16 protein-coding genes and 1 tRNA gene are annotated in these 20,314 nt (G+C 58.7%); 7 read left to right on the forward strand and 10 right to left on the reverse strand.

The features are described 5' to 3' along the window. Positions 1-172: 172 nt before the first annotated feature. From mmsB to chvE, 3 genes are all read right to left on the reverse strand, one after another. Positions 173-1,465, reverse strand: coding sequence for a multiple monosaccharide ABC transporter permease (mmsB, locus tag EOC94_RS10860; RefSeq protein ID WP_095488009.1), 1,293 nt, complete (start codon positions 1,463-1,465; stop codon positions 173-175). Then, complete coding sequence (mmsA, locus tag EOC94_RS10865; protein ID WP_126103697.1) at positions 1,462-2,994, reverse strand: multiple monosaccharide ABC transporter ATP-binding protein; 1,533 nt, start codon at positions 2,992-2,994, stop codon at positions 1,462-1,464. The genes mmsB and mmsA overlap by 4 nt, the downstream gene beginning before the upstream one ends. Before the next feature lie 99 nt (positions 2,995-3,093). Next, complete coding sequence (gene chvE, locus EOC94_RS10870) at positions 3,094-4,158, reverse strand: multiple monosaccharide ABC transporter substrate-binding protein (RefSeq protein ID WP_095488013.1); 1,065 nt, start codon at positions 4,156-4,158, stop codon at positions 3,094-3,096. 309 nt (positions 4,159-4,467) lie between these two features. Here chvE and EOC94_RS10875 point away from each other — a divergent pair, with 309 nt between their 5' ends. Then, positions 4,468-5,457: a LysR family transcriptional regulator gene (locus EOC94_RS10875; RefSeq protein ID WP_127290325.1), complete on the forward strand. Its 990-nt coding sequence runs from the start codon at positions 4,468-4,470 to the stop codon at positions 5,455-5,457. 827 nt (positions 5,458-6,284) lie between these two features. Here the strand turns inward: EOC94_RS10875 and EOC94_RS10880 are convergent. Beyond that, on the reverse strand, positions 6,285-6,830 hold the full coding sequence (locus EOC94_RS10880; RefSeq protein WP_127290327.1) for a hypothetical protein: 546 nt from the start codon (positions 6,828-6,830) through the stop codon (positions 6,285-6,287). Positions 6,831-7,177: 347 nt separating this feature from the next. Between EOC94_RS10880 and EOC94_RS10885 the strand changes: the two genes are divergently transcribed. Next, positions 7,178-9,889: a hypothetical protein gene (locus EOC94_RS10885; protein WP_210212073.1), complete on the forward strand. Its 2,712-nt coding sequence runs from the start codon at positions 7,178-7,180 to the stop codon at positions 9,887-9,889. Positions 9,890-10,828: 939 nt separating this feature from the next. Here EOC94_RS10885 and EOC94_RS35060 read toward each other — a convergent pair. Both EOC94_RS35060 and EOC94_RS10890 read right to left on the reverse strand, forming a co-directional pair. Then, positions 10,829-10,951, reverse strand: a complete 123-nt coding sequence (locus EOC94_RS35060; protein WP_281032966.1) for a hypothetical protein — start codon at positions 10,949-10,951, stop codon at positions 10,829-10,831. A gap of 9 nt (positions 10,952-10,960) precedes the next feature. Beyond that, positions 10,961-11,404 carry a hypothetical protein gene (locus tag EOC94_RS10890; RefSeq protein WP_127290331.1) on the reverse strand — a complete coding sequence of 148 codons (444 nt, stop codon included), beginning with the start codon at positions 11,402-11,404 and terminating at the stop codon, positions 10,961-10,963. 217 nt (positions 11,405-11,621) lie between these two features. Between EOC94_RS10890 and EOC94_RS10895 the strand changes: the two genes are divergently transcribed. Then, positions 11,622-12,044, forward strand: a complete 423-nt coding sequence (locus EOC94_RS10895; RefSeq protein ID WP_127290333.1) for a hypothetical protein — start codon at positions 11,622-11,624, stop codon at positions 12,042-12,044. A gap of 225 nt (positions 12,045-12,269) precedes the next feature. On the opposite strand, the gene EOC94_RS34065 is transcribed toward EOC94_RS10895, so the two are convergent. Further along, positions 12,270-12,446 carry a hypothetical protein gene (locus tag EOC94_RS34065; RefSeq protein WP_185928203.1) on the reverse strand — a complete coding sequence of 59 codons (177 nt, stop codon included), beginning with the start codon at positions 12,444-12,446 and terminating at the stop codon, positions 12,270-12,272. A gap of 293 nt (positions 12,447-12,739) precedes the next feature. After that, a complete protein-coding gene (locus EOC94_RS10900) occupies positions 12,740-13,069 on the reverse strand; it encodes a type IV toxin-antitoxin system AbiEi family antitoxin domain-containing protein (RefSeq protein WP_127290335.1) in 330 nt (109 codons plus the stop codon). Positions 13,070-13,381: 312 nt separating this feature from the next. Between EOC94_RS10900 and EOC94_RS10905 the strand changes: the two genes are divergently transcribed. From EOC94_RS10905 to EOC94_RS10920, 4 genes are all read left to right on the forward strand, one after another. Next, on the forward strand, positions 13,382-13,813 hold the full coding sequence (locus EOC94_RS10905) for an XRE family transcriptional regulator (protein WP_127290337.1): 432 nt from the start codon (positions 13,382-13,384) through the stop codon (positions 13,811-13,813). A 1,404-nt stretch (positions 13,814-15,217) separates the two neighbouring features. Next, positions 15,218-15,718, forward strand: a complete 501-nt coding sequence (locus EOC94_RS10910) for a hypothetical protein (RefSeq protein ID WP_185928204.1) — start codon at positions 15,218-15,220, stop codon at positions 15,716-15,718. A gap of 935 nt (positions 15,719-16,653) precedes the next feature. Then, the gene (locus EOC94_RS10915; protein WP_185928205.1) at positions 16,654-16,962 is read left to right on the forward strand and encodes a hypothetical protein; all 309 of its coding nucleotides are present in this window, start codon (positions 16,654-16,656) and stop codon (positions 16,960-16,962) included. Beyond that, entirely contained in the window at positions 16,949-17,968 is a 1,020-nt protein-coding gene (locus tag EOC94_RS10920) for a site-specific integrase (protein WP_127290341.1), read from the forward strand. The genes EOC94_RS10915 and EOC94_RS10920 overlap by 14 nt, the downstream gene beginning before the upstream one ends. 79 nt (positions 17,969-18,047) lie before the next feature. Here EOC94_RS10920 and EOC94_RS10925 read toward each other — a convergent pair. Then, positions 18,048-18,121 (reverse strand) — tRNA-Gly (locus tag EOC94_RS10925). Positions 18,122-18,200: 79 nt separating this feature from the next. Beyond that, positions 18,201-20,072 carry an acyltransferase family protein gene (locus EOC94_RS10930; protein ID WP_127290343.1) on the reverse strand — a complete coding sequence of 624 codons (1,872 nt, stop codon included), beginning with the start codon at positions 20,070-20,072 and terminating at the stop codon, positions 18,201-18,203. Positions 20,073-20,314: the final 242 nt, after the last annotated feature.

The following is a 20,314-nucleotide window of genomic DNA, read 5'->3' on the forward strand; positions in this document are numbered from 1 at the left end:
CTGGCAAACCCTGACCTGCGCGGCTCGGGACCAATCCGTGCCACGGGTGAAATTCTTCGTCCGGATTGCGCTCGCTGGCCTGGTCTCTCAGGAGACTTCTTCGCACCGGCCTCTTGCCGGCAGCCGCGATGTGACCCGTATGGTTTCCTCGTCCGGCCAGGTTTCTCCCGGCTCAAGCCTTGTTCTTGTTGTAGACGTCGAAGACCACGGCGCCGAGCAGCACCAGGCCTTTCACCACCTGTTGCCAATCGACATTGACGCCCATGATCGACATGCCGTTGTTCATCACGCCCATGATGAAGCCGCCGACCACCGCGCCAATAACCTGGCCGACGCCGCCCATCGCCGAAGCGCCGCCGATGAACACGGCGGCGATCACGTCGAGCTCGCTGCCGAGGCCCGCCGCCGGCACCGCCTGGCCAAGGCGCGCCGCAATGATCAGCCCGCCGAGCGCCGAGAGCACGCCCATATTGATGAACACCATCAGGGTCAGCCGCTCGGTCTTGATACCCGATAGCTGCGCCGCCTTGGCATTGCCGCCCATTGCGTAGATACGACGGCCGACCGTCATGCGTTTGGTGACGAAGACGAACAGCGCGATCAGCACGCCCATCACCACGAGAACGATTGGCAGACCTCTGTAGGTGGCGAATTGGTAGACCAGGAACAGCGTCAGGGCGCTGATCACCAGTGTCTTGACGACAAACAGCGGGAAGGGTTCGGCTTCATAGCCATGCCGCTCTCGGCTGCGCCGCGCCCTGAGCCCGAGATAGGCATAGGCGAGCACAGCGACGAGGCCGATCACGATCGTCGTCATGTGCAGCGTCAGCCCGCTGCCGACGATGGTCTTGCCAGCGGCGTTCACGACCGGCGGGATCAGCGTCAACGAGCCGATCACGTCCGGAATGAAGCCGGAACTTAGCGCCTTGAAGCCGACCGGAAGCGGCCCCACGGAAGACCCGCCACCCAGCAGCGCCTGGCAGATGCCGCGGAAGATCAGCATCCCCGCCAGGGTGACGATGAAGCTTGGTATTCGGTGATAGGCAATCCAGTAGCCTTGTGCCGCGCCGATTGCGCCACCGACGATCAGGCAGATGATCGACACCACCAGCGGATTGCTGAAAGGGCCGAGAGGCCAGATGACCATCATCATCGCTGCCAGCGCGCCGATGAAACCGGCGACGGAGCCGACGCTGAGATCGATATGGCCGGAGACGATCACCAGCAGCATGCCCAGCGCCATCACGATGATGAAGCTGTTCTGCTGCACCAGGTTACTCAGGTTCACCGGTTTGAACAGCGTTCCGGACGTCGTGAACTGGAAGAACACCATGATGAGGATCAGCGCCAGGATCAGGCCGTATTCGCGCAGGTTGGTGACCAGCGCCGAGACGGCAACGCGCGGCCCCTGCTGCACATCTTCGGCGACGCCGCTTTTCGGCACGGGAGCGCTTTCGGTGCTCATGATGCTTTTCCTTCTCCGCGAACGATGGCGCGCATGATCTTTTCCTGGCTGGCATCGCTCGCCGCCATTTCGCCGACGATACGCCCTTCGTTCATGACATAGATGCGGTCGGTGATGCCGAGCAGTTCGGGCATTTCCGACGAGATGACGATGATCGCCTTACCCTCCGAGGCGAGACGCGCGATGATCGTATAGATTTCATACTTGGCGCCAACGTCGATGCCGCGCGTCGGCTCGTCGAGGATCAGCACTTCCGGATTGGCGAACAGCCACTTCGACAGCACCACCTTCTGTTGATTGCCGCCCGACAGGTTGCCGGTCATCTGATAGACGCTGGACGAGCGGATGTTGGTCTTGGCCTTGTAGTCGTTGGCTACCGCAAGCTCGCGCATATCGTCGATCACGCTATGGCGCGACACGCCGGGAAGATTGGCCAGCGTGATGTTGTGCTTGATATGATCGATTAGGTTGAGACCGTAGGTCTTGCGATCCTCGGTGACGTAAGCAATGCCATGTTCCACCGCCTTGCTGACAGAGGAGACATCGATGGGCTTGCCCTTGAGCAGCACTTCGCCCGTGATGCGGCGGCCATAGGAGCGGCCGAACAGGCTCATCGCGAATTCGGTGCGTCCAGCACCCATCAGCCCGGCGATACCCACCACCTCGCCCTTGCGGACGTTGATATCGATGCCCTTGATCACCTGCCGCTCGGCATGGATCGGGTGATAGACCGACCAGTTCTTCACCTCGAGCACGGTCTCGCCAATCTCTGGCTCTCGCGGCGGGAACCGGTCGTCCAGCGAACGGCCGACCATCGAGGTGATGATGCGGTCTTCCGAGATGTCTTTCTTGGGCAGCGTCTCGATGGTGCGCCCGTCGCGGATGATCGTGACCTTGTCGGCGACCCGATTGATCTCGTTGAGCTTGTGCGAGATCAGGATCGAGGTGATGCCTTGCCGCTTGAATTCGAGGAGCAGATCGAGCAGCGCCTGGCTGTCCTTTTCGCTGAGCGATGCCGTCGGCTCGTCGAGAATGAGCAGCTTCACTTCCTTGCTGAGCGCCTTGGCGATCTCGACCAGCTGCTGCTTGCCGACGCCGATATTGGTAATCAGCGTCTTTGGGTCTTCCTTGAGGCCTACCTTCTTGAGCAGAGCGCCGGTGCGCGTCTCGTTGGCGTTCCAGTCGATGATGCCGAATCTGGCCTGCTCGTTGCCGAGAAAGATGTTTTCGGCGATCGACAGCATCGGCACCAGCGCGAGTTCTTGGTGGATGATGACGATGCCGCGGCGCTCGCTGTCGTGGATGCCTTTGAAATGGCACTCATCGCCGCGATAGATGATTTCGCCGTCATAGGTGCCGGATGGGTACACGCCCGAAAGCACCTTCATCAGCGTCGATTTGCCGGCGCCGTTCTCGCCGACCACGGCATGGATCTCGCCTTCCTCAACGCTGAGGTTGACATTCGACAGCGCCTTGACGCCGGGAAACGTCTTGGTGATGTCACGCATCTCCAAAATCGTCGAGGTCATCAGGAATTAAGCTCCTCCGAGATCGGCAAACATACCGGCCTCGCTGGTTAACGAAAAGGGGCCCTGCGTTGCGCAGGACCCCAGACTTTGCAACTGCGGTTACTTCAGCTCTTCGGCCTTGATGTAGCCGGAGTCGACCACGAGGGCCTGGTAGTTCGACTTGTCGACCTCATGCGGCGTCAGCAGGATCGAGGGGACGACCTTGACGTCGTTGTTGTAGGTCGTGGTGTCGAGGCCTTCCGGCTTGCCGCCCGAGAGCACCTTGTCGACGAGCTCGACCGTCGCCTTGGCGAGTTCGCGGGTATCCTTGAACACGGTCGAGTACTGCTCGCCGGCGATGATCGCCTTGACCGAAGCGGTCTCGGCGTCCTGGCCGGTGACGATTGGCCAGGGCTGGTCGGCCGTGCCGTAACCAACGGCGCGCAGCGAGGCGATGATGCCGCGCGACAGGCCGTCATACGGCGAGAGCACGCCATCGACGCGGCTGCCATCCGAGTAGTTGGCGGAGAGCAGATTGTCCATGCGGGCCTGGGCGGTCGCTGCCAGCCAGCGCAGCGTGCCGACCTTGTCCATGCCCATCTGGCCGGACTTCACGACGAGGGTCTTGTCGTCGATCAGCGGCTGCAGCACCGACATGGCGCCGTTGTAGAAGAAGAAGGCGTTGTTGTCGTCCGGCGAACCGCCGAACAGCTCGACGTTGAACGGACCCTTGTTTTCGGGATAGCCGAGGCCCTTGAGCAGCGATTTGGCCTGGATGACGCCGACGCCGAAATTGTCGAATGTGGTGTAGTAGTCGACATTCGCGGTCTTCTTGATCAGGCGGTCATAGGCGACGACGACGACGCCGGCATCGGCCGCCTTCTGCAGCGCGTCCGACATCGTGGTGCCGTCGATCGAGGCGATGATCAGCGCCTTCGGGCCTTTGGTGATTTCGTTTTCCAGCTGGCTGAGCTGATTGGGGATGTCGTCCTGCGCATATTGCAGGTCGACAGTGTAGCCCAGAGCCTCGAGCTGGGACTTGACGGCGTCGCCGTCGTTGATCCAGCGCTGCGAGGTCTTGGTGGGCATCAGCACGCCGACGAGGCCTTCGCCTGCCTGCGCCGGGACCGTCATGGCCGCGATGCCAAGGGCCGCGACGGCGGCCAGTGTCTTGATGATCTTCACATTAACTCTCCCTGTTTGATGGACGCGCACCCTGGGTTTCGTGGGCCGCGCGATCGTGCAGGAGCGCCAAACGCGCCGCTGCCGTCATATCGATCTCCGGTATCCTCCCAATCGGCCCTGAGACTCTGGTTCCAGTCGATGCGATTTTTCTCGCTGGCGACGGTCAAGCTTCAGGACGCGCAAAGGGTGTGGCTCTTTGCCATAACTGTCAAATGCGATCTTTGATGGTTGCTATACCGAAACTGATATATTGAAAGCCGACGAAGAGCTGGCCGGATTGCCGGCCGAACACGAGCGGGGAAAAAGACGATGGCGGCGCTGCGGAATCCTGACGGACTTTCAGCCAGTTACGAAGAACCCCCCGGCGACGGAGAGGTCCTGCTGCGCAGCGGCCTCAGTCTGCGCCACATGCGCATGATCGCAGCCCTCGACGACCATGGCCGGGTCAGCGCGGCAGCCCAGGTCATGAACATTTCGCAGCCCGCCGCCTCACGGATGATCGCCGAGATGGAGGCAGTGCTCGACGTCAAGCTGTGCGAAAGGCTGCCGCGCGGCATCACGCTGACGCCCTATGGCAAGGCATTGGCGAGGCGCGCGCGCTCGATCCTGCTCGAGATGCGTGAAGTCGACCGCGAGATATCCGAGCTCAAGGCGGGCAAAGGCGGCTCGGTGTTCCTGGGAGCGGTGACGGCCCCTGCGATCGAGCTCGCCGTGCCGGCGATCCGCGAAATCCGGCGCATCTATCCGCGTATCGAGATCACCATGCAGGTCGAGACCTCCAATGTGCTGGCGCGCGAGCTGATCGCCACGCGTCACGATTTCATCATCGCGCGCATCCCCGACGACCTCAATCCACGGCTGTTCGAGGCCCGCGTCATCGGTGTCGAAAAAGCCTGCCTGATCGTGCGCCGCGGCCACCCGCTCGCCAAGGGCAAGGCGGTGCGGCTGGAGGAGACCGCCGCCTACGACTGGGTTTTCCAGTCGGGCGGCTCGCCGCTGCGCCAGGCGATGGAAAGCAATTTCCTGAACCGCAACATCGCGCTGCCGGACCGCATCCTCAACACCAGTTCGCTGCTGCTCACCTTGGTCATGGTCGCGCAGTCGGACGCCATCGCGCCGGTGTCGATCCAGGTGGCGAAATTCATCCAGAACCCCGAGGGGCTGGCCGGCGCCATCGACGTCGTTCAGACCGAATTCGACATCGAGGTCAGGCCCTACAGCCTGATCACCGTGAAAAACCGCGTGCTGTCGCCCGCGGCCAAGATGCTGCACGACTTTATTTTGAGGGAGGTGGGCTGAGAGAGACGACTGGAGCGGGTAGCGGGAATCGAACCCGCGCGTTCAGCTTGGGAAGCTGGGTTTAATGCCGACATTTCAGTGACTTAGCTGTAAAACAGGTCGTTTTTCGACCAGAGGTTACCCAATGAAATCAATGCGCCTGTAAAACCTTTGAGCGCCGTCGCGGTGCCGCCGATGATACTCTAGTCGGGGCACTTCGGCTTCCTTAGCAATCGCTAATGAAGCGGCTAAATGAAAAGCGACGCCGAATGCGTGAGCGAGGACTGACGGAGTAATCAAGTAGCACGCTCATGAATGGCGATGAGCCGATGTCCGGTTCCGGTGCTGCTTCGGATCGACTTGGCGATCGGCCAGATCACAGATGCGCATAGCCGACACTCCCGCCGCTTGCTCGAACCAGACCTGCTCGGTTCGAGGTGACTTAGAGAAGCAAAATCCCGACAATCCGGTTCATCGAGAAGGGAGGCACCTAGCGCTCGAGAAGTGTAGGGCTAGGGTGCGAGGCTGGGCGATTAACCCCCGTGATACGCCGCCTTTCTGCATGCTCGGCGCTCATGTCGGCTATTCGGTGATGGCGTGCGCGCCTCGAACAGATCGCCGGTCCGCGAGACATAGCTGGCCTGGAACATTGAGTGGCAGCTTGCGGATCGACCAGTTCTGGCGTGGCTAGGCCCTTCGGAAGGTCTGCGGCGACGCAAGCGGCGGTGTGGCCAGCCTGCCGCACGAGCCATGCCCATGCCTGGACCAGGAGGCGAGCTGAGCGGGACCTCACCACCTCGAAACGCCGCAACCGCACGTCCGGGTAAACCGATGAAATCGGACTCGGACTATTTTCCCTTTTTTTCCAGCTCGGCAAGGACGTCGGCGACGATGCGGTCGCGAAGTAGCGGATAGGCTCGCTTGTCTTTCACGGTTTCCAACGGCATTTGCGCGAATCGATCCAGCACCTGTTTGGCGAAATCCTTTAGTGCCTTCTGTTGTGAAGCATCGGCTTCGTCGAGCCTCTTTCCAAGAGCTTTTATCTCAGCCCTCACGGCCGTAAGTTCTCCATCAATCCGAGCATCCACCCAGGGCTGTAAGGCTATAATCGACATCTGCCCAGTATCAATAACCGTGAACATGAAATCGTAAGGTGATTTCGGCTTCGCCGGGCTGCATGAACTCAACGGCGACTTTGGATTTGGACAGTTTCTTACCTTGCCCGCGTCGAGATCTACGCGTGGTCCGCGGTAAGCGTCCCCCGCGAAGCGGCCGATAACATTGAATTTCCCTTCCGAGATGAATCGGCCTTCAGCGCGACCAATTGCCGAAGTCGAAATTGAAACGCAAGTGGCCGCGACCAAGCCCGCGAACAGCCTAAAGCACTGCGACATCTTCTCCTCCTTCGTTCGAGATTGTTGGCACAAGGTTCCGAGAACCGTTCCAATGTGCGCATTTCTTCTCCCTGTTCTTCATCAAACCCCCGACAACCTCTCCATAATTCTCCGGTTCCTGCAGGAATTCGGCCACGATCGTCACGCGCGGCGTAGTTGGAATTCGCTTGGACTTCGAAAACGTAGTATAAGAGATCGCGTCTGAGTGGGGAATGGCCGTGCGCCCTGGTCACAGAGTGGTTTTGCTTACTACGTCCCTGTATTTGGGCGCTGTGCCCTGTTTCGCCGGGAACAAGGTCGAGTTTACGAAGAGCCTTATTGAAGCCTCCTCGAAAATGACGTTCACCATGGTCAAGACCGTCATCAAGTCATCGCCTGATGCTGCTGTCGCCGACCCAAATCTGCCCGCCGAGCGGGCGGCGCTTCAGAAGGTCATGGGAGGATATCAGGAGGAGCGCGCTCGCAGGGAGCGCAGTCTCGGCTTGAAAAAATCGGCCGCCGAGTTTGGTGTTGCCTCAGTATCTGCAGGCGTCGCGTTTGGCGCCAGCCCAGTGGGGGGCATCATCATCAAGGCAGCGGCGCAGGCCGCTACCGACGCCTATTTCGAGGATGCCGAGCAGAAGCTCAAGCAGGACCTGCGCGTCGTGCTCGCTTCGAAGCGAGACCAGCTTCAGACGGTGGGGGGCGTAAAATACGATCAGCTCAAAGATCTGCCCGTCAAGGAGATTAAGGAGAAGCTGGCGGAGTCGCCGGAACTCTACAGCGACTTAAGATCGATGTTTCCTGTAGACGAGGACGGCAAGGCCCTCGCGGACTCGCTGATCGTCGACGCCGTGCGCAACACCACCCTCGTCGCCTTGGACAAGATAGAGTTCAACGCAAAAGCGATCGACGAGGCGAAGGGTAGAATCGAAACGGTCAACAAGTCTCTCGAGAAATTTAAAGACCAGACGACCACGGCGTTCAAGGCGCACGAGGATGCGATTGGTGCCCTGCAGGGCGCGATGGGCGATTTGGGCAAATCGGTCAAGGGGCTCGACGACCGCCTGAAGGCGCAGGAGCAGCAGGGGGCCTTTATCGCCGAATTCATGTTCGACAATTCCAGCCCGGCCGAAAAGGCCGCCCTGCTCGAAGCCGGCTACAAGGAAGACCAGTTCCGGTGCGGAGACGGCGGGTCCGACTGCGAAGTGGCCAAGACCAAGGACGCGCTGATCGAGCAATTCAAGGCGGAGGCAAAAGTCCAGGAGGCGCTCGGGGACATGCGCGTGACACTGGCTGCGGTGAGCAACGTCGCTTCCATCGCGAACAATCTTGGACTGAAGATCGATGGCCTGGACCAGGCGGTGAGCATAGGCAATGCTGCCGTCAGCGCCTTCGCTGCCTACGCCTCCGGCGATTACCTCGGGGCGATCTCGGCGGTGAGCGGCGTCTTCGGCGGCAGAACCGCCGATCCGGCCGCCGAGCGACATGCGCAACTCATGGCCTATCTTGGGCAGGAGTTCGCCAAGATCAACAAGAAACTCGAAGAGATTGTCGGCCTCCAGAAACAGACCTTACAGATGATTGCCGATCTGTCAAAACAGCTCGAGGCTTATTATCAGGCTTTGGACGAGAAGCTCGATCGGATGGACTTCGAGTTGAAGTCCGTGCTTCTGTCCCAGAAACGGGAGGAGTGGCGGCCCTGGCTGCAGTGCCATTCTGCCTACCAGGAACTCACTGATGCTCCGGCCATGTTCGATTTTGTCAACGGGCAGTTCACGAGCCTGACGGGGATCGACCGCTTTATCTCGGCATCGGGACAGGAGCTGAAGAACTGCCTGAACGTGGCGAAGACGACCGCAGCCAGCATCACCGCCACGAACTGGTTCGGAAATTTCTTCTCTCTGGCTGCTGCAATCAACATCACGGTCGATGCCGACCTTACAGGTAGCGCGGCAGAGAAGTATCACGAAAAGAAGTCGCTCGAGCTTTACCAGAAAGACGTTTATGACCCAGTCAGAAACTGGGTCGAGGAGGAGGCGGCAAATTCGCGGACACCATTGCCGCTCGTCTATCAGGGTCTGGTGGCCCCGAGCGCTACAACAGTCGAGCTTCGTCGGAGAACGGCTGCCGAAGCTGCCCTCCTTAATGCCCTGAGAAAGAATCTTCCGGAAAACCAGCAGCCTGCCGCCTGCAACAGCAACGGTGAAAAAGGCTTTCTCACGGACAGCGACACCCGCCGACTGCTGTGTTCCACGGGAGAGGGCGCCGAACATAACGCCCAGCTCCTCCTCGAAAGCCCGATGGTGACGGACCACATCATGCTGATCAGCGACTGGCTGCTGACGCTTGCTCCCGTCTTCGACCTGTTTTCCAATGATTCTTTTGTAAAGGCCCAGCAGGTGCTGGGTTCTGAGAACGTCGACCTCCAGAGACAGGGCCGTAGCGCGCTGGACAAGATCTCGCTCGTTCTTGACGCGTCAATCGCTTCCTATGCAATGACCTACGGAGACATCGGAGCCGATGTTGTCGCGGCCAAGCTGGGCACGGTGCGCAATGGAAAGGAAGGCGACCTGAAGGACGACCGCGCCGCAATCAGGCAACTCCTCACGCGCAACCCGTATCTGAGCCGGAACGTCCTGATGATCGCGTTGCGCTCGCCTCGACCGGATTCCGCTCTACCGAGAGGCGCCTTCAATCCCGCCGTCGACTCTATGCAAGGTTACGATATGGCTCTGGACTACGCCAGCAAGCCGAATGAACGACGCTTCATGGAGTTGGAGGCCCTGTTCGGCGACGGCTGGTCTTTCTCGTTTGATGAAAAGCGCGGGGTCGTTACGGCAGAACTCCTGCCGGCTGACGGCACCGACCCCGCGATTATTTCGGACATGCCGCTTGCTAGCGAGTTCCTGGACGGACAATTCCACTATCCGGAACGACTCCACCGCATGCTTTCCTACCGAAACGCCTTGGCGGAGCGCCTGCTCGACTACGATCTCCTGGGAACCCTGACGGCAGAAGATCGGGTCGCCCTGATAGGAATGATGACGCGCACCGAGGCGAAGTCCGTGAAGGAATGACTTTCTGGATTGAGATGGTTTTGAACGGTGTGCAGGCAGTCCGTGCCTGCACCCCACTCCCGACAATTCGGGCGAATCTTAGAAGATGCCGATAGCTCGGAGGCCCGCCGAAGCAGTCCCTCATCGAAGCTGATCGGAATTGCCAACCACGGTCGAGAGAGACCACGTGCTCATCAAGTGGTGAATTCGAGCACCACATTCATAGTGAGTCGGGATCTCCAGATCGAACGGCTGGTCACTCGAACGTCCATGACGACCATCGCGCCTGGCGACGGAACGATGTGTGGGGAGCAGCCGGATCTCAAAGCTGTCCACGACATGTCAGATCGTCGTGAGTGAGAGCTGCCGCCACTCCAAAATCTGATCGAAGCTCCGATTAATCCCACTCGATTCGCGATCGTAGAGGATGAAAAGCCATCTGCCGCCCCGCCCCGATAAATGGAGTCACACGATCTCCACCCGGCGGGTGCTTGGGTCTTCTATCGATCGTCAGGACTCTCGTCCGGACAATCAGCCAGCTAGGTGGTGCTAATCGTCAATCTGTTCTCGCAGCAAGGTGTCACGCAGGTTGACCTGCAAGCTCTGCGCCGATTGGTATGCCTCGAAACCAGCTGCGTCACCACCGGTCATCCGTCGCCGGACCAAAACCCCAGAAACCAACCGACTTTGATCGATGGGTGATTCCGTCCCCAATTTGGAAGTCCTAGGGTGCCCGCCGTCCCTCCATCCGGATGCGTTCTGGCGCCACAGAGCATAAAAATCCGGAAGCGCCCATCCTCATGGGCTGGGGCGAAACTCATCAGTTGGGCTGCCGTCGATGGCCGAGCCGGGGCGAGCACAGAGGGCGAGAACGTGACGTTTCTGGCGCTCCTCCGGAGCGCCTTTCGGCACTTACACTATGGATCTTCCGTCCGGCCGATCGCACGCGATCAGCCCGACCTACTTGATAACCTTGTCGACCAGGCCTGCCGGAATAGCCTGCGCGGGGGGGCTCAATGGAATGGATGCGATCTGCATAGCAGATATAACGAGCAGAATCGCGACAACCCACTTCTTCAACATATCCACCTCCTAAGCCGCTAGCTGTGCAAGCCGTTTCCGACCTTCTGCTTCGATCCGATATTTATTCCCGGCGAGTCCAGTGAACAGGCCGAAATGCGCAAATAGTTTAGCAAAATCATCGATCTCTGCCTTGATGCGCTTCTCCGTCTTCTCGTAGGCTTCCATCTGCTTAAGCGACTCGATCGTCTTGAGTTTCTCCAGCGAAATGGCGTGAGTGGCAAGCTCGGCCTCGGCCCATTCCTTCCACAAGACGCTTCGGCTCAGAACCCCATCACTCTCTTCCGCCATGGTGGCCATAACAGCGAAGGCTGCACCGGTCTCGAGATCGGTAATCGCCTTCTGAAAACCTTTCGGTGCTCCGTGCTCAAACTTCCACGGATCAGAGAGGAGTAGCTCGGCAGCAATCTGGTTCCAAGCATGAGAGAACATTTTAAGGCCTTGAAGCGGGGACACGAGGCCTCCTGGAAAGGTTGTTCCTTACGGAAGGTAGTAGGCCATCGCTAGGGTTTCAATCTCCGTTTTTTTTGGGGGCCATTTGAGCAGATTTATTTTCGGCAGCTCCCCAGATATTTTTCCATTGCCCCAATTTCTCTGGTGCTCATCTTTCGAAGCCGAGCTGTTGCAAAATGCGCGGCTCCTATTTGTCTCCTAAGGAAGAAGGTTTGATACCATGAAAACGCACACTACTGCAGTGACTCTGAGTCTTCTTGGTGCCACGCTCGCCTCCGCCGCTGAGAAGCACCCCGCGCCTCAGGCTGTGGTGATCACGGCGCAGTGCACGACCGACGCGACCAAAGGCGATGGAAGGCGGAAGGCCTGCGATAGTCAGGTCCAGTTTTTCACCGCACCGGAAGGTTACGTTCTCGCAAAGGAAACCCTGACCGGCGGCCTCAAAGAGGCGAACGGCAGCGAGAAGGAATGTCGTGTGACCTTCTCCGACAATATCGAAGTCATCCCCGGCGTTCCCCAGCCGCGCAAGATACGCCTCCAGGCGCATGCTCGTTCCCCGCACGGTCATTGGTCCGGGCGGGGCTGGGCGACGTGCGTCCACACAATCGATATGGTCCCGCTCTCGCGTGATAGCCGCTCGTAGAACTTTCGTCGGCTGCCCAAGCTCCGGTTGTTCACCAATGAGTTTGGGCGGCGGCACCAGGAACTGGAGGAAGCGCTGTGCGTCAGACGTCCGAGAGGGCACCCGAATCGGTCGTCTAGAGTGTTTGGGTCTTGACTTCAGGATATCCGAGCCTTCACCCTTCGACTGTCTACAGACGTGGAGGCGCAGGCCGCCGGCTGGCTGTCGAAGCGCATAGCCCGACGTCTACAGGCCGCGCTTGGCCGCGAGGTCGATTGCTGGTTTGCGTTGGAGATTTCGCAGCGTCGTCGGCTTCACTTGCACGGCGAGCTTCAGATCGAACTCCATGAAGCCGAGGCGGCGCGGAAAGCTCTGCGCCTTGCTGCCGGCGAGTGGGAGAAAGTCCGCCAGCACCAAGCTCATTTGAAGGAGAAGCCGACCGTAGTGTGGACCAGCTACAGCACTAAGGACTGGATCTCCCTCCGTCGATTGAAGCGCGGGTGGTTCGCAAGAACTTCGCGGCCGATTAATGGCGAGTGGTATTTCGCGACCAAACCGGTCCGCAGGCTGGCGAGTGAGCTCTACTTCATTCAGCGGCTGGAGGTCATCAACTTCATGAAGTCACTTCCTCATCCGGGGAGCAGGTAGCGCAAAGGCGCTCTCAGGGATGGCTGCCGAGCAATTTCGATTAAGCTGTCCAAGTAGCAGAAAGCGCCTCAGCTTGACGAAGCACCGTTTGGACGGCGGCGTCTTGGAGATCGGGCGGGCATCTGCAGCGTCAGATCGTGGAATTGCAGCGCTGAGGTGAGGCAGACCACGCCTTTGGGAACCAGTGCCGAAGCTTCAGCGATTGAACGGCGCCCATCTGGCATGGCTTCTGCCAGTTGGTAGAGGCCACGCGCGGGCCGCACGACCTCACCCTCGCGAACCAGGCGGGCCATTGTCTCTGGACTCACTCCCGCTGTGGTCAGGTCGCGCAGACGGACCAGACTGCCATCCTGCAGCAGTGCACGGGCTTGATCCCGTTGTGTAGGCTTGTGTGACATATCCTCGACGTCTAGGCGTAATAGCAGAGGTTGTATCACATGTCATTTTCGAGAAAGACGTGCTGCGCTGGGTGAAGCCAGGCCCCGGGGCAGCTCCAGATCGAATATCGATCAGGCAAGGCCTCCGAGCCCGATTTGGACGCGGCCCGCTTGCGAGGCGTTCCAATCGATGGTCGATTGCAGTAGGCAATAAAGGATCGATCTATACTTGTGTGATTTGCGCACGTAGGCTGAGTATTATATGAGTATCCCGTTATATTCTCGCTATAGATAAGATATACATGATCTTATACAGATGAAGCGAGAAACGAAATGAATACACCATCGGGCCGCCCAAATGCGAATACGAAAATCGCGAAGTTCATAGATGGTCGCATCGATCAGCTCAAGGGCAGGAAAAGCCAGAAAGACGTCGCTGTCCAAGCTGGGTTCACCAACGTGAATGTCCTCTCGATGATGAAATCCGGCGCCACAAAAATTCCGTTCGACCGCGTTCCCGGGTTGGCGAAAGCACTCGAGTGCGACCCTGCGAGCCTTTTCCTCCTGGCGCTCGAGCAGCATTTTGAAAGCAGCGCGTTGGTGGCGATCAAGCAGATCTTCGGAACTGTCGTGAGCCAGAACGAGCTCTCGTGGATTGAGGCGCTTCGTAAAGCGTCGGACAATACCGATCCTCCCTTGACGGCGAAGCGCGCAAAGATCTTGCGGGCCATTTTTGGGAAGATCGGACCATACCCGGGTCAATGACGGCGTGCTGTGGGAGCTACCAATCGGTGTAACGCCCAAACCTCGCCCACTGGCGGCCGCTCCCACACGTTGATGACGTGTCTTCCGTGGACCGAGATAAGTCGGTATTGATCGTATGCGAACAATCGGGAACTGCGGTGCCAATGATTACCGGTGCCCCGGGTCTTCCTGTGCAACCAGAGCGGGGGTAGGAACCGATCGACTTTGTTCACGAGATTGGATGAACCTCCTAGGAAAACCCATGGATCGAAGTCTTAGAGTCGGCGTGCTAAGCGCGTGGGGATGCGTTTTGTTGCGGCAGACAATATTCCCACCAATGCACCGCTTTGTGTGGGGTGCACCCTGGTCGTCGGAAGGAGACGGGTTTGATCAAGCCCAGGTTGACAAATGACAACTTAGCCGCCCATTCACCGACTACCCGCGACGAATTCTATCAACCAGAAACGTGCGTTCTCTTAGGCCGGTAAGAGAACGCATTACACTAAGTTTACCTCAAGTTGACAGAATCCTCCGAAATCCAGTTTTTCGGGCTTTGTCAACCACGACTGGATCCAGGAAGCGGTGCCGAGCCGGGGCAGGCTGCTCTATGCGGACCGAAGGTAAGATGCACGGGCGCTACAAGCTTCGATACCGCAAGGAATCTATTTCACGTCCTGCCCGGTTCCCAGGTCGCTGTTCCCCTAAACCTTTGACGGGCCTCGCCTAAATAGACGCATTTATATGTGCCGAATGCAGGTGCTCGGGAGACGTGCGGAACTTGGGCTCAACCATTTTCATCATTCGTTTCGCTGGTTCGATGTCCTGAATGCTGGGTTATGAGCCCCATGGTTCTCCGGCGGGGTCGCGTCCTCGATGACCGTTTATTCACCGCGAACCGTCTCTCAGGATCGACGGAAGTCCGTCCACCAACCGGTGTCTTGAAGGTCCGCGAGGTGTCGCAAGGGGCAATCAGGTCGCAGGGCGCCAAATTCGCTCACCACACCGTCAGGGGTTACCGTCAGAGAGCGCCATGGTGATGTGTAGCGGATCGATGCAATCCGGTGCCCGAGCTCTCCAGTGAGCTCGCCTGCGAACGCGTCGCTCCTCATGACCAGAACCTCACCCGGCGTCTGCCGATGGAGATCTAGCCAAAGGACTATTTATTTGGTCGCTCGCGGTGTGCCGGAGGCGGGCTCAGGCAACTGCTTCGATCCAAGATGATGACGCGCGAGGAGGCACGGACTTTCATTGCGCCGCACGTCGAGGAGGTTCGAGAAAGCTAGCGGAAGACGCATCCTGGAGAATTTCCCAGACTGGAGCACTTACCGCGCGGCTCCATTCGTTTCGCGTGAGAGATTCCGGCAAGCGGTCACGGTTGCGCGTAGCGCCGGCGCCGACCTGCTTTTGGCTGACGTCCGCGAACTCATGGACCGCACGACACGGGACCGGATCAGCGAGTGCGCCAATGCCCTAGATGCTCTCGATATCGACGTCTGGGATGCATCCTTGGGCCGCACCTGGCAATCGATGACGGACAACGAACGGCGCTCTCTTGTCACAATCGCCGCCCAGACGAACAAATCGCGGTCGGAACCGGTGAAAGCCGGAATTCGGCTATCCCGAACAAAGAGAGCTGCACCTCCGAGCGCCAACTATAAGCTTGGCAATCGCGCCAATCGTCGTAACGCTGACCAGCGCGCTCATCTCCTTCAGGATTTCGTCCTGAAGGAGATGGCCAAGCTGCCGGCTGGCAAGAAGCTCTCTCCATCGGCCCTGGCCACGGCGCTGAACGCGTCTGACGTCTCCTCCGCTCGAGGTGGACGCTGGACCCACAACACTGCAAAGGACCTTATGGCCCGCATTGGCACCCTCCCGGAGAACCCGACGTCAGCGAGTGGAGCCCGCCGGAAGCTGCGCGATTCTTAGTGACGGAGCAGCCATCACTCGGAATAGGCATGCGCATCAAAGGTATTGACCGTCATGTAGATAGCCACACGTGTCCCTGAAAGCGTCACGCCAATTCGTGTCTTGCTCTGGCTTGGCAGGCCCCGACCATGGTATCCGCCGTGTGGAAAGCGAAGGACGCTCCACTTTCAGGCAGTCTCGGTTTTCAGAGAACGCGATCGCCAGTTCACAGATGTAGACATAGAAGTTCGCATCCGTGCCCCTGCAATCCGCTCGATCGACGTTACCGACGGTAGGAGAAAAACTGAGGACGTCATCGCCCTTTCCGGGGACCGAGGCCAAGTCCATGATCTGGATGTCCACCCCGTTCTTCCTGAAGAACAGGTAACAGACTGACGACGCATTGCATGCGGAGCACGCGAATTCATACGTCCTACTCCTGGTTCGGTGAAGGCGCCAGCCAAACTCCCGGATGGCGTTCCAGACGTCAACGGGTCGGTTGATGCCTTGGTGTATCCGAGGGGGATTTGGCGGGAAGATCCCGTGCGGCGTGAATTCCGCTTCTCTTGCCATGCATTCAATCGCATTGGAGCAATCCCAATTGAGGTAAGCAAGGTAAGCAACTTCAGCGTGCTTAAGAGTGTCGCCTCGTGTCTTCATGCGGACTACCACGACATCCCCTTCTTTTACGTCCGATCGCCAGCAATTGACCGGGTAAAGGTCTTCCTTGGGCGCGAAGCGAACGAAGGCAACGATGTAACTCAATGTCAGATGTCCTTGGTGCATACAGCTAGCACCTAAGAAGCACGCATTACATGCTTCGGCAAGTTGATCAGTATGCATGCGGAGGTCTGTGCGTTGGCATGGCGCCGTCCTCTCCAGGACGACTTTTTCTCAAATCTTCGGCTCCTCGGCGGCGAGAGCGCTATAACGTCAGGCAGAAGGAGCATTCTGCCATGACGATGATCACCTGCGAGCTTATACACGCCTTACCGTTCGAAGCCCGCCGCGGCTGTAACCGAAGGGAAGCTGCATCCTATGTAGGTGTTAGTCCGACCCATTTTGACAAGCTCGTCCGCAACGGCACCTTTCCAGGGCCGTTCGAACTCCTCGGTCGGAAGGTTTGGGACGTTCAGACACTCGATCGTGCCGTCGACGCCATGTCGGGCATCGAGACGCTTGCGGCACGTTCTCCAGTCCGCGACGAGGATGATCTCGACCGCGAACTGGCAGCGTTCGAGACGAAGCACCATGGTCACGCTTGAATTGAAGGGCCTACATCGGGTCACGGCCAAGGGCAGGGTCTATTGGTATGCCTGGCGCGGTGGTCCGCGCCTTGCTGGGATGCCAAGCACACCGGAATTCCTCGCCTCCTACAATGAGGCGATTGCCAGCCGCACGACACCTGACAATAACCGCTTTCGATCGTTGATCACGCAATACAAGGCGAGCGCCGACTACAGGAAGCTCGCCGAGTCGACGCGACGTAACTGGGGTCCCTGGCTCGACCGGATTGCCGGCCATTTCGGGGAACTGCGCATCGCCCAGTTCGATCGGCCGGAAAAGATCAGACCAATAATCCGCCGGTGGCGCGCGGCATATGCCGAGACGCCCAGGTCTGCCGATTACGGCATTCAGGTTCTCTCTCGCGTGCTCTCATACGCGGTAGATCCACTCGGCAAGATTGGCTCGAACCCTTGCGAAGGCGTCAGGCAGCTCTACAGCGGCTCTCGCTCGGAGATCATCTGGACAGACAACGACGTCGAGCATCTGAAGAAGACGTGCTCGGCCGAAATTGCTTATGCCCTCGATCTGGCTGCATGCACTGGTCTTCGGGTAGGCGATCTCATCCGCCTATCATGGTCCCACGTCGACGAGGATGCCATAACCATCGCCACCGGCAAAAGCAGACACCAGCGCGAAGCCATCATTCCGCTCTATCAGGAACTGCGCGACGCCCTCGGGCGAATACCGAAGCGTTCACCGGTCATCCTGACCAGCAGCAAGAAGCGCCCCTGGACTGTCAACGGTTTGGCTAGCTCGTTCTCCGACGCCAAGAAGATCGCATGGCCGAAAGGCGATGACCTGCACTTCCATGATCTTCGGGGCACGGCCGCGACGAAATTCTACACCGCCGGCCTGACCGAGCGCGAGATCGCCGAGATCATGGGCTGGGAAGAAGACCATGTTTCGCGCATCATAAGGCGTTATGTGAGCCGCGGAGCCGCAATCAAGGAGCGCATCCGAAAACTCGATCAGGCCAAAAAGTGAACGCTCTGTGTAAAACTACCTGTAAAACCGCTGGTTTTCGGCACTCGCCAAATCAGGCGCAAACCCTTGTGGCACAAACTGGAGCGGGTAGCGGGAATCGAACCCGCGCGTTCAGCTTGGGAAGCTGACAAGCTACCATTACATCATACCCGCGCAGCAGCCTCGTTACCACGCAAGCCCGCGTTCGGGCAATCGTTAAGCGTGGACTCGTGCCTTGCCAACCGTCCGACTGTTACTCTGTCGTGGCAAGGGCATCTTCTGCGGAAAAAGCCGGCCAGTATTTCGAAATTGCCAGCGTGGCCCCGATTGAAGAGAAGTGGCCATAATCGAAATAGAGAAACTGGCCTGCGTCGGCGTAGGAGCAGCGTCCTGCGCTACAGAGGAATTCGAGCGGATCGATGAAGGTGGCGCCTTTGGTAAATGAGCGCACGCGGTTGTTGATGTCGGGATCCATGGCCATTGGCCAGGATGTATCACTGAGATTTCCGCGCTTTGCGAAGAACGCGATTTTCCGAACGTCGGTTATGAACTGCGGAGACTGGCCGATGACGAACACGCGCACACCCAGGCCACGAAGCGTATCGATCGTTTGCTGGAGACCGTCGAAACTTCTGGCCTCGTAGTCGGTCCACCGACCGCTGAGTACAACCGTCTTGATGCCGGCGTCCTTGATGACCTTCAGGGCCTGCTGATTGAACCGCATGCAATCCGGGCGTGCATAGGAGAAGTAGGAGAGAATCGGTGGACAGCCTGCGTAAGTATATTCGACGACGTTGGCCTGAAGCTGATTTATGTTGGCGTCCAGGCCTGAAACATAGTGGGCGGCGAACGAGTCGCCCCACAACAGAACGGTTGTAGGGAAGCCGCGAGTGCGCGTGCAATCCTCGATTTTCCAGCTTTCGATCTGGCTGGAGCCCTCGTTGAAACAGGTGCCCTTGAGCCAGTCCCCGACAGGAATCCGCTGTTGGGCATAGTCCGGAAACCGTTGCGGAAAACCGTTGCCGAGCGCCCCGGCCGCCCCGCCAACGCAAAGAAGAGCGATCGCGCCGGCTGAAAAGGCGAAGATGGGCACCGGGGCGGTGAAGGACCTTTTCTGCCGAAACGGCTGCTCGATATACTTCCAGGAGAATGCAGCCAATGCGAAGCTTGCAACCGTCATAGCAACGGTCATCGACGGGTCGAGTTTTTGTAACGAAAGATAATGCGCGAACGCATTGATCGGCCAGTGAACAAGATACAGCGAATACGAGATGAGGCCGATCCAGACCAGCGGCCGGACTTCGAGTATGCGGCTAGCGATCGTCGAGGGGCTGTTTTGTCCAACATAGATGAGGAGGGCCGTTCCGAGGCACGGATACAAAGCGTTGTAGCCCGGGAACGGGTCGCTCTCCGAAATCGCGAAGAACCCGATGGCGAGAAGGCCAAATCCGGCCAGCCCCACCAGGTCCATAAGGAATCGATTGCTCAAGGGCGGGGGCCGTTTCAGCATGAGCACGGCGCCCAGCATGAGTTCCCAGACCCGTGTCGGCAGCAGGTAGAATCCCGCGCTTGGCGCCAGCCATGTCGCCATCACCGCCAGCACGAAGCTGCCGAGAATGATCGGCAGGAGTGCTGTCAGCCAGCGCTTCGCAAAATAGCGATAGATCAGGAACATCAGGATTGGGGCAAAGATATAGTACTGCTCCTCGACCGAAAGCGACCACGTATGCAGCAGCGGTCGGAGCTCGGCATCGATGGAGAAGTAATTTGACGTTTTCCAAAAATAGATGTTCGACCAGAAAGTCGAGGCCGCTATGACGCTGAGACTGAATTCATGCAGATCTGACGGCAGAAGAATGAACAATGCCGCAATACAGGTGAGAAGCGTGACAAAGATCAGAGCCGGCAGAATGCGCCGGGCACGGCGCCAGTAGAAGCTGACGATCGAAAATTGGCCGCGTTCAAGGTCGTCCAGAAGACTTCCGGTGATCAGGTAGCCGGATATGACGAAGAAGATATCGACGCCGGTAAAGCCGCCTGGAATTGCCGAGATTCCGAAATGGAAGAGTACAACCGGCAGCACCGCAACAGCCCTAAGGCCATCGATATCGCGCCGGTACTTCATTCAAGAAGCCCTGTGTTCGCAGGTCACGGCGAGACGGCGCAGTCCGTCCATAGTCGGGCGATGAGTCTGGCAGATCAATATCAACGGATTACCCTCTGTCCTCCAATTTTGCTGCGCTGCAACATAGGTGTCAAGATCGGCGAGCAGACAATCCGCAAACCGCCGTGCGGAGCAACTGGATTCAGCGACCACCTTGATGCCAGCGCGGCAAGTGCGTATTTCTGAACCTGTACCCGAATCGG

Source organism: Mesorhizobium sp. M6A.T.Ce.TU.016.01.1.1 (assembly GCF_003997065.1).
GTDB classification, from domain to species: Bacteria; Pseudomonadota; Alphaproteobacteria; order Rhizobiales; family Rhizobiaceae; genus Mesorhizobium; species Mesorhizobium mediterraneum.

What these genes read in the sequence shown, in the direction of transcription:
- mmsB (WP_095488009.1), bottom strand. Translation starts at nt 1,465, where the DNA reads ATGAGCACCGAAAGCGCTCCCGTGCCGAAAAGCGGCGTCGCCGAAGAT.
- mmsA (WP_126103697.1), bottom strand. Translation starts at nt 2,994, where the DNA reads ATGACCTCGACGATTTTGGAGATGCGTGACATCACCAAGACGTTTCCC.
- EOC94_RS10875 (WP_127290325.1), top strand. Translation starts at nt 4,468, where the DNA reads ATGGCGGCGCTGCGGAATCCTGACGGACTTTCAGCCAGTTACGAAGAA.
- EOC94_RS10880 (WP_127290327.1), bottom strand. Translation starts at nt 6,830, where the DNA reads ATGTCGCAGTGCTTTAGGCTGTTCGCGGGCTTGGTCGCGGCCACTTGC.
- EOC94_RS10885 (WP_210212073.1), top strand. Translation starts at nt 7,178, where the DNA reads ATGGTCAAGACCGTCATCAAGTCATCGCCTGATGCTGCTGTCGCCGAC.
- EOC94_RS35060 (WP_281032966.1), bottom strand. Translation starts at nt 10,951, where the DNA reads ATGTTGAAGAAGTGGGTTGTCGCGATTCTGCTCGTTATATCTGCTATG.
- EOC94_RS10895 (WP_127290333.1), top strand. Translation starts at nt 11,622, where the DNA reads ATGAAAACGCACACTACTGCAGTGACTCTGAGTCTTCTTGGTGCCACG.
- EOC94_RS34065 (WP_185928203.1), bottom strand. Translation starts at nt 12,446, where the DNA reads ATGAGCTTGGTGCTGGCGGACTTTCTCCCACTCGCCGGCAGCAAGGCG.
- EOC94_RS10900 (WP_127290335.1), bottom strand. Translation starts at nt 13,069, where the DNA reads ATGTCACACAAGCCTACACAACGGGATCAAGCCCGTGCACTGCTGCAG.
- EOC94_RS10905 (WP_127290337.1), top strand. Translation starts at nt 13,382, where the DNA reads ATGAATACACCATCGGGCCGCCCAAATGCGAATACGAAAATCGCGAAG.
- EOC94_RS10910 (WP_185928204.1), top strand. Translation starts at nt 15,218, where the DNA reads ATGGACCGCACGACACGGGACCGGATCAGCGAGTGCGCCAATGCCCTA.
- EOC94_RS10915 (WP_185928205.1), top strand. Translation starts at nt 16,654, where the DNA reads ATGACGATGATCACCTGCGAGCTTATACACGCCTTACCGTTCGAAGCC.
- EOC94_RS10920 (WP_127290341.1), top strand. Translation starts at nt 16,949, where the DNA reads ATGGTCACGCTTGAATTGAAGGGCCTACATCGGGTCACGGCCAAGGGC.
- EOC94_RS10930 (WP_127290343.1), bottom strand. Translation starts at nt 20,072, where the DNA reads ATGAAGTACCGGCGCGATATCGATGGCCTTAGGGCTGTTGCGGTGCTG.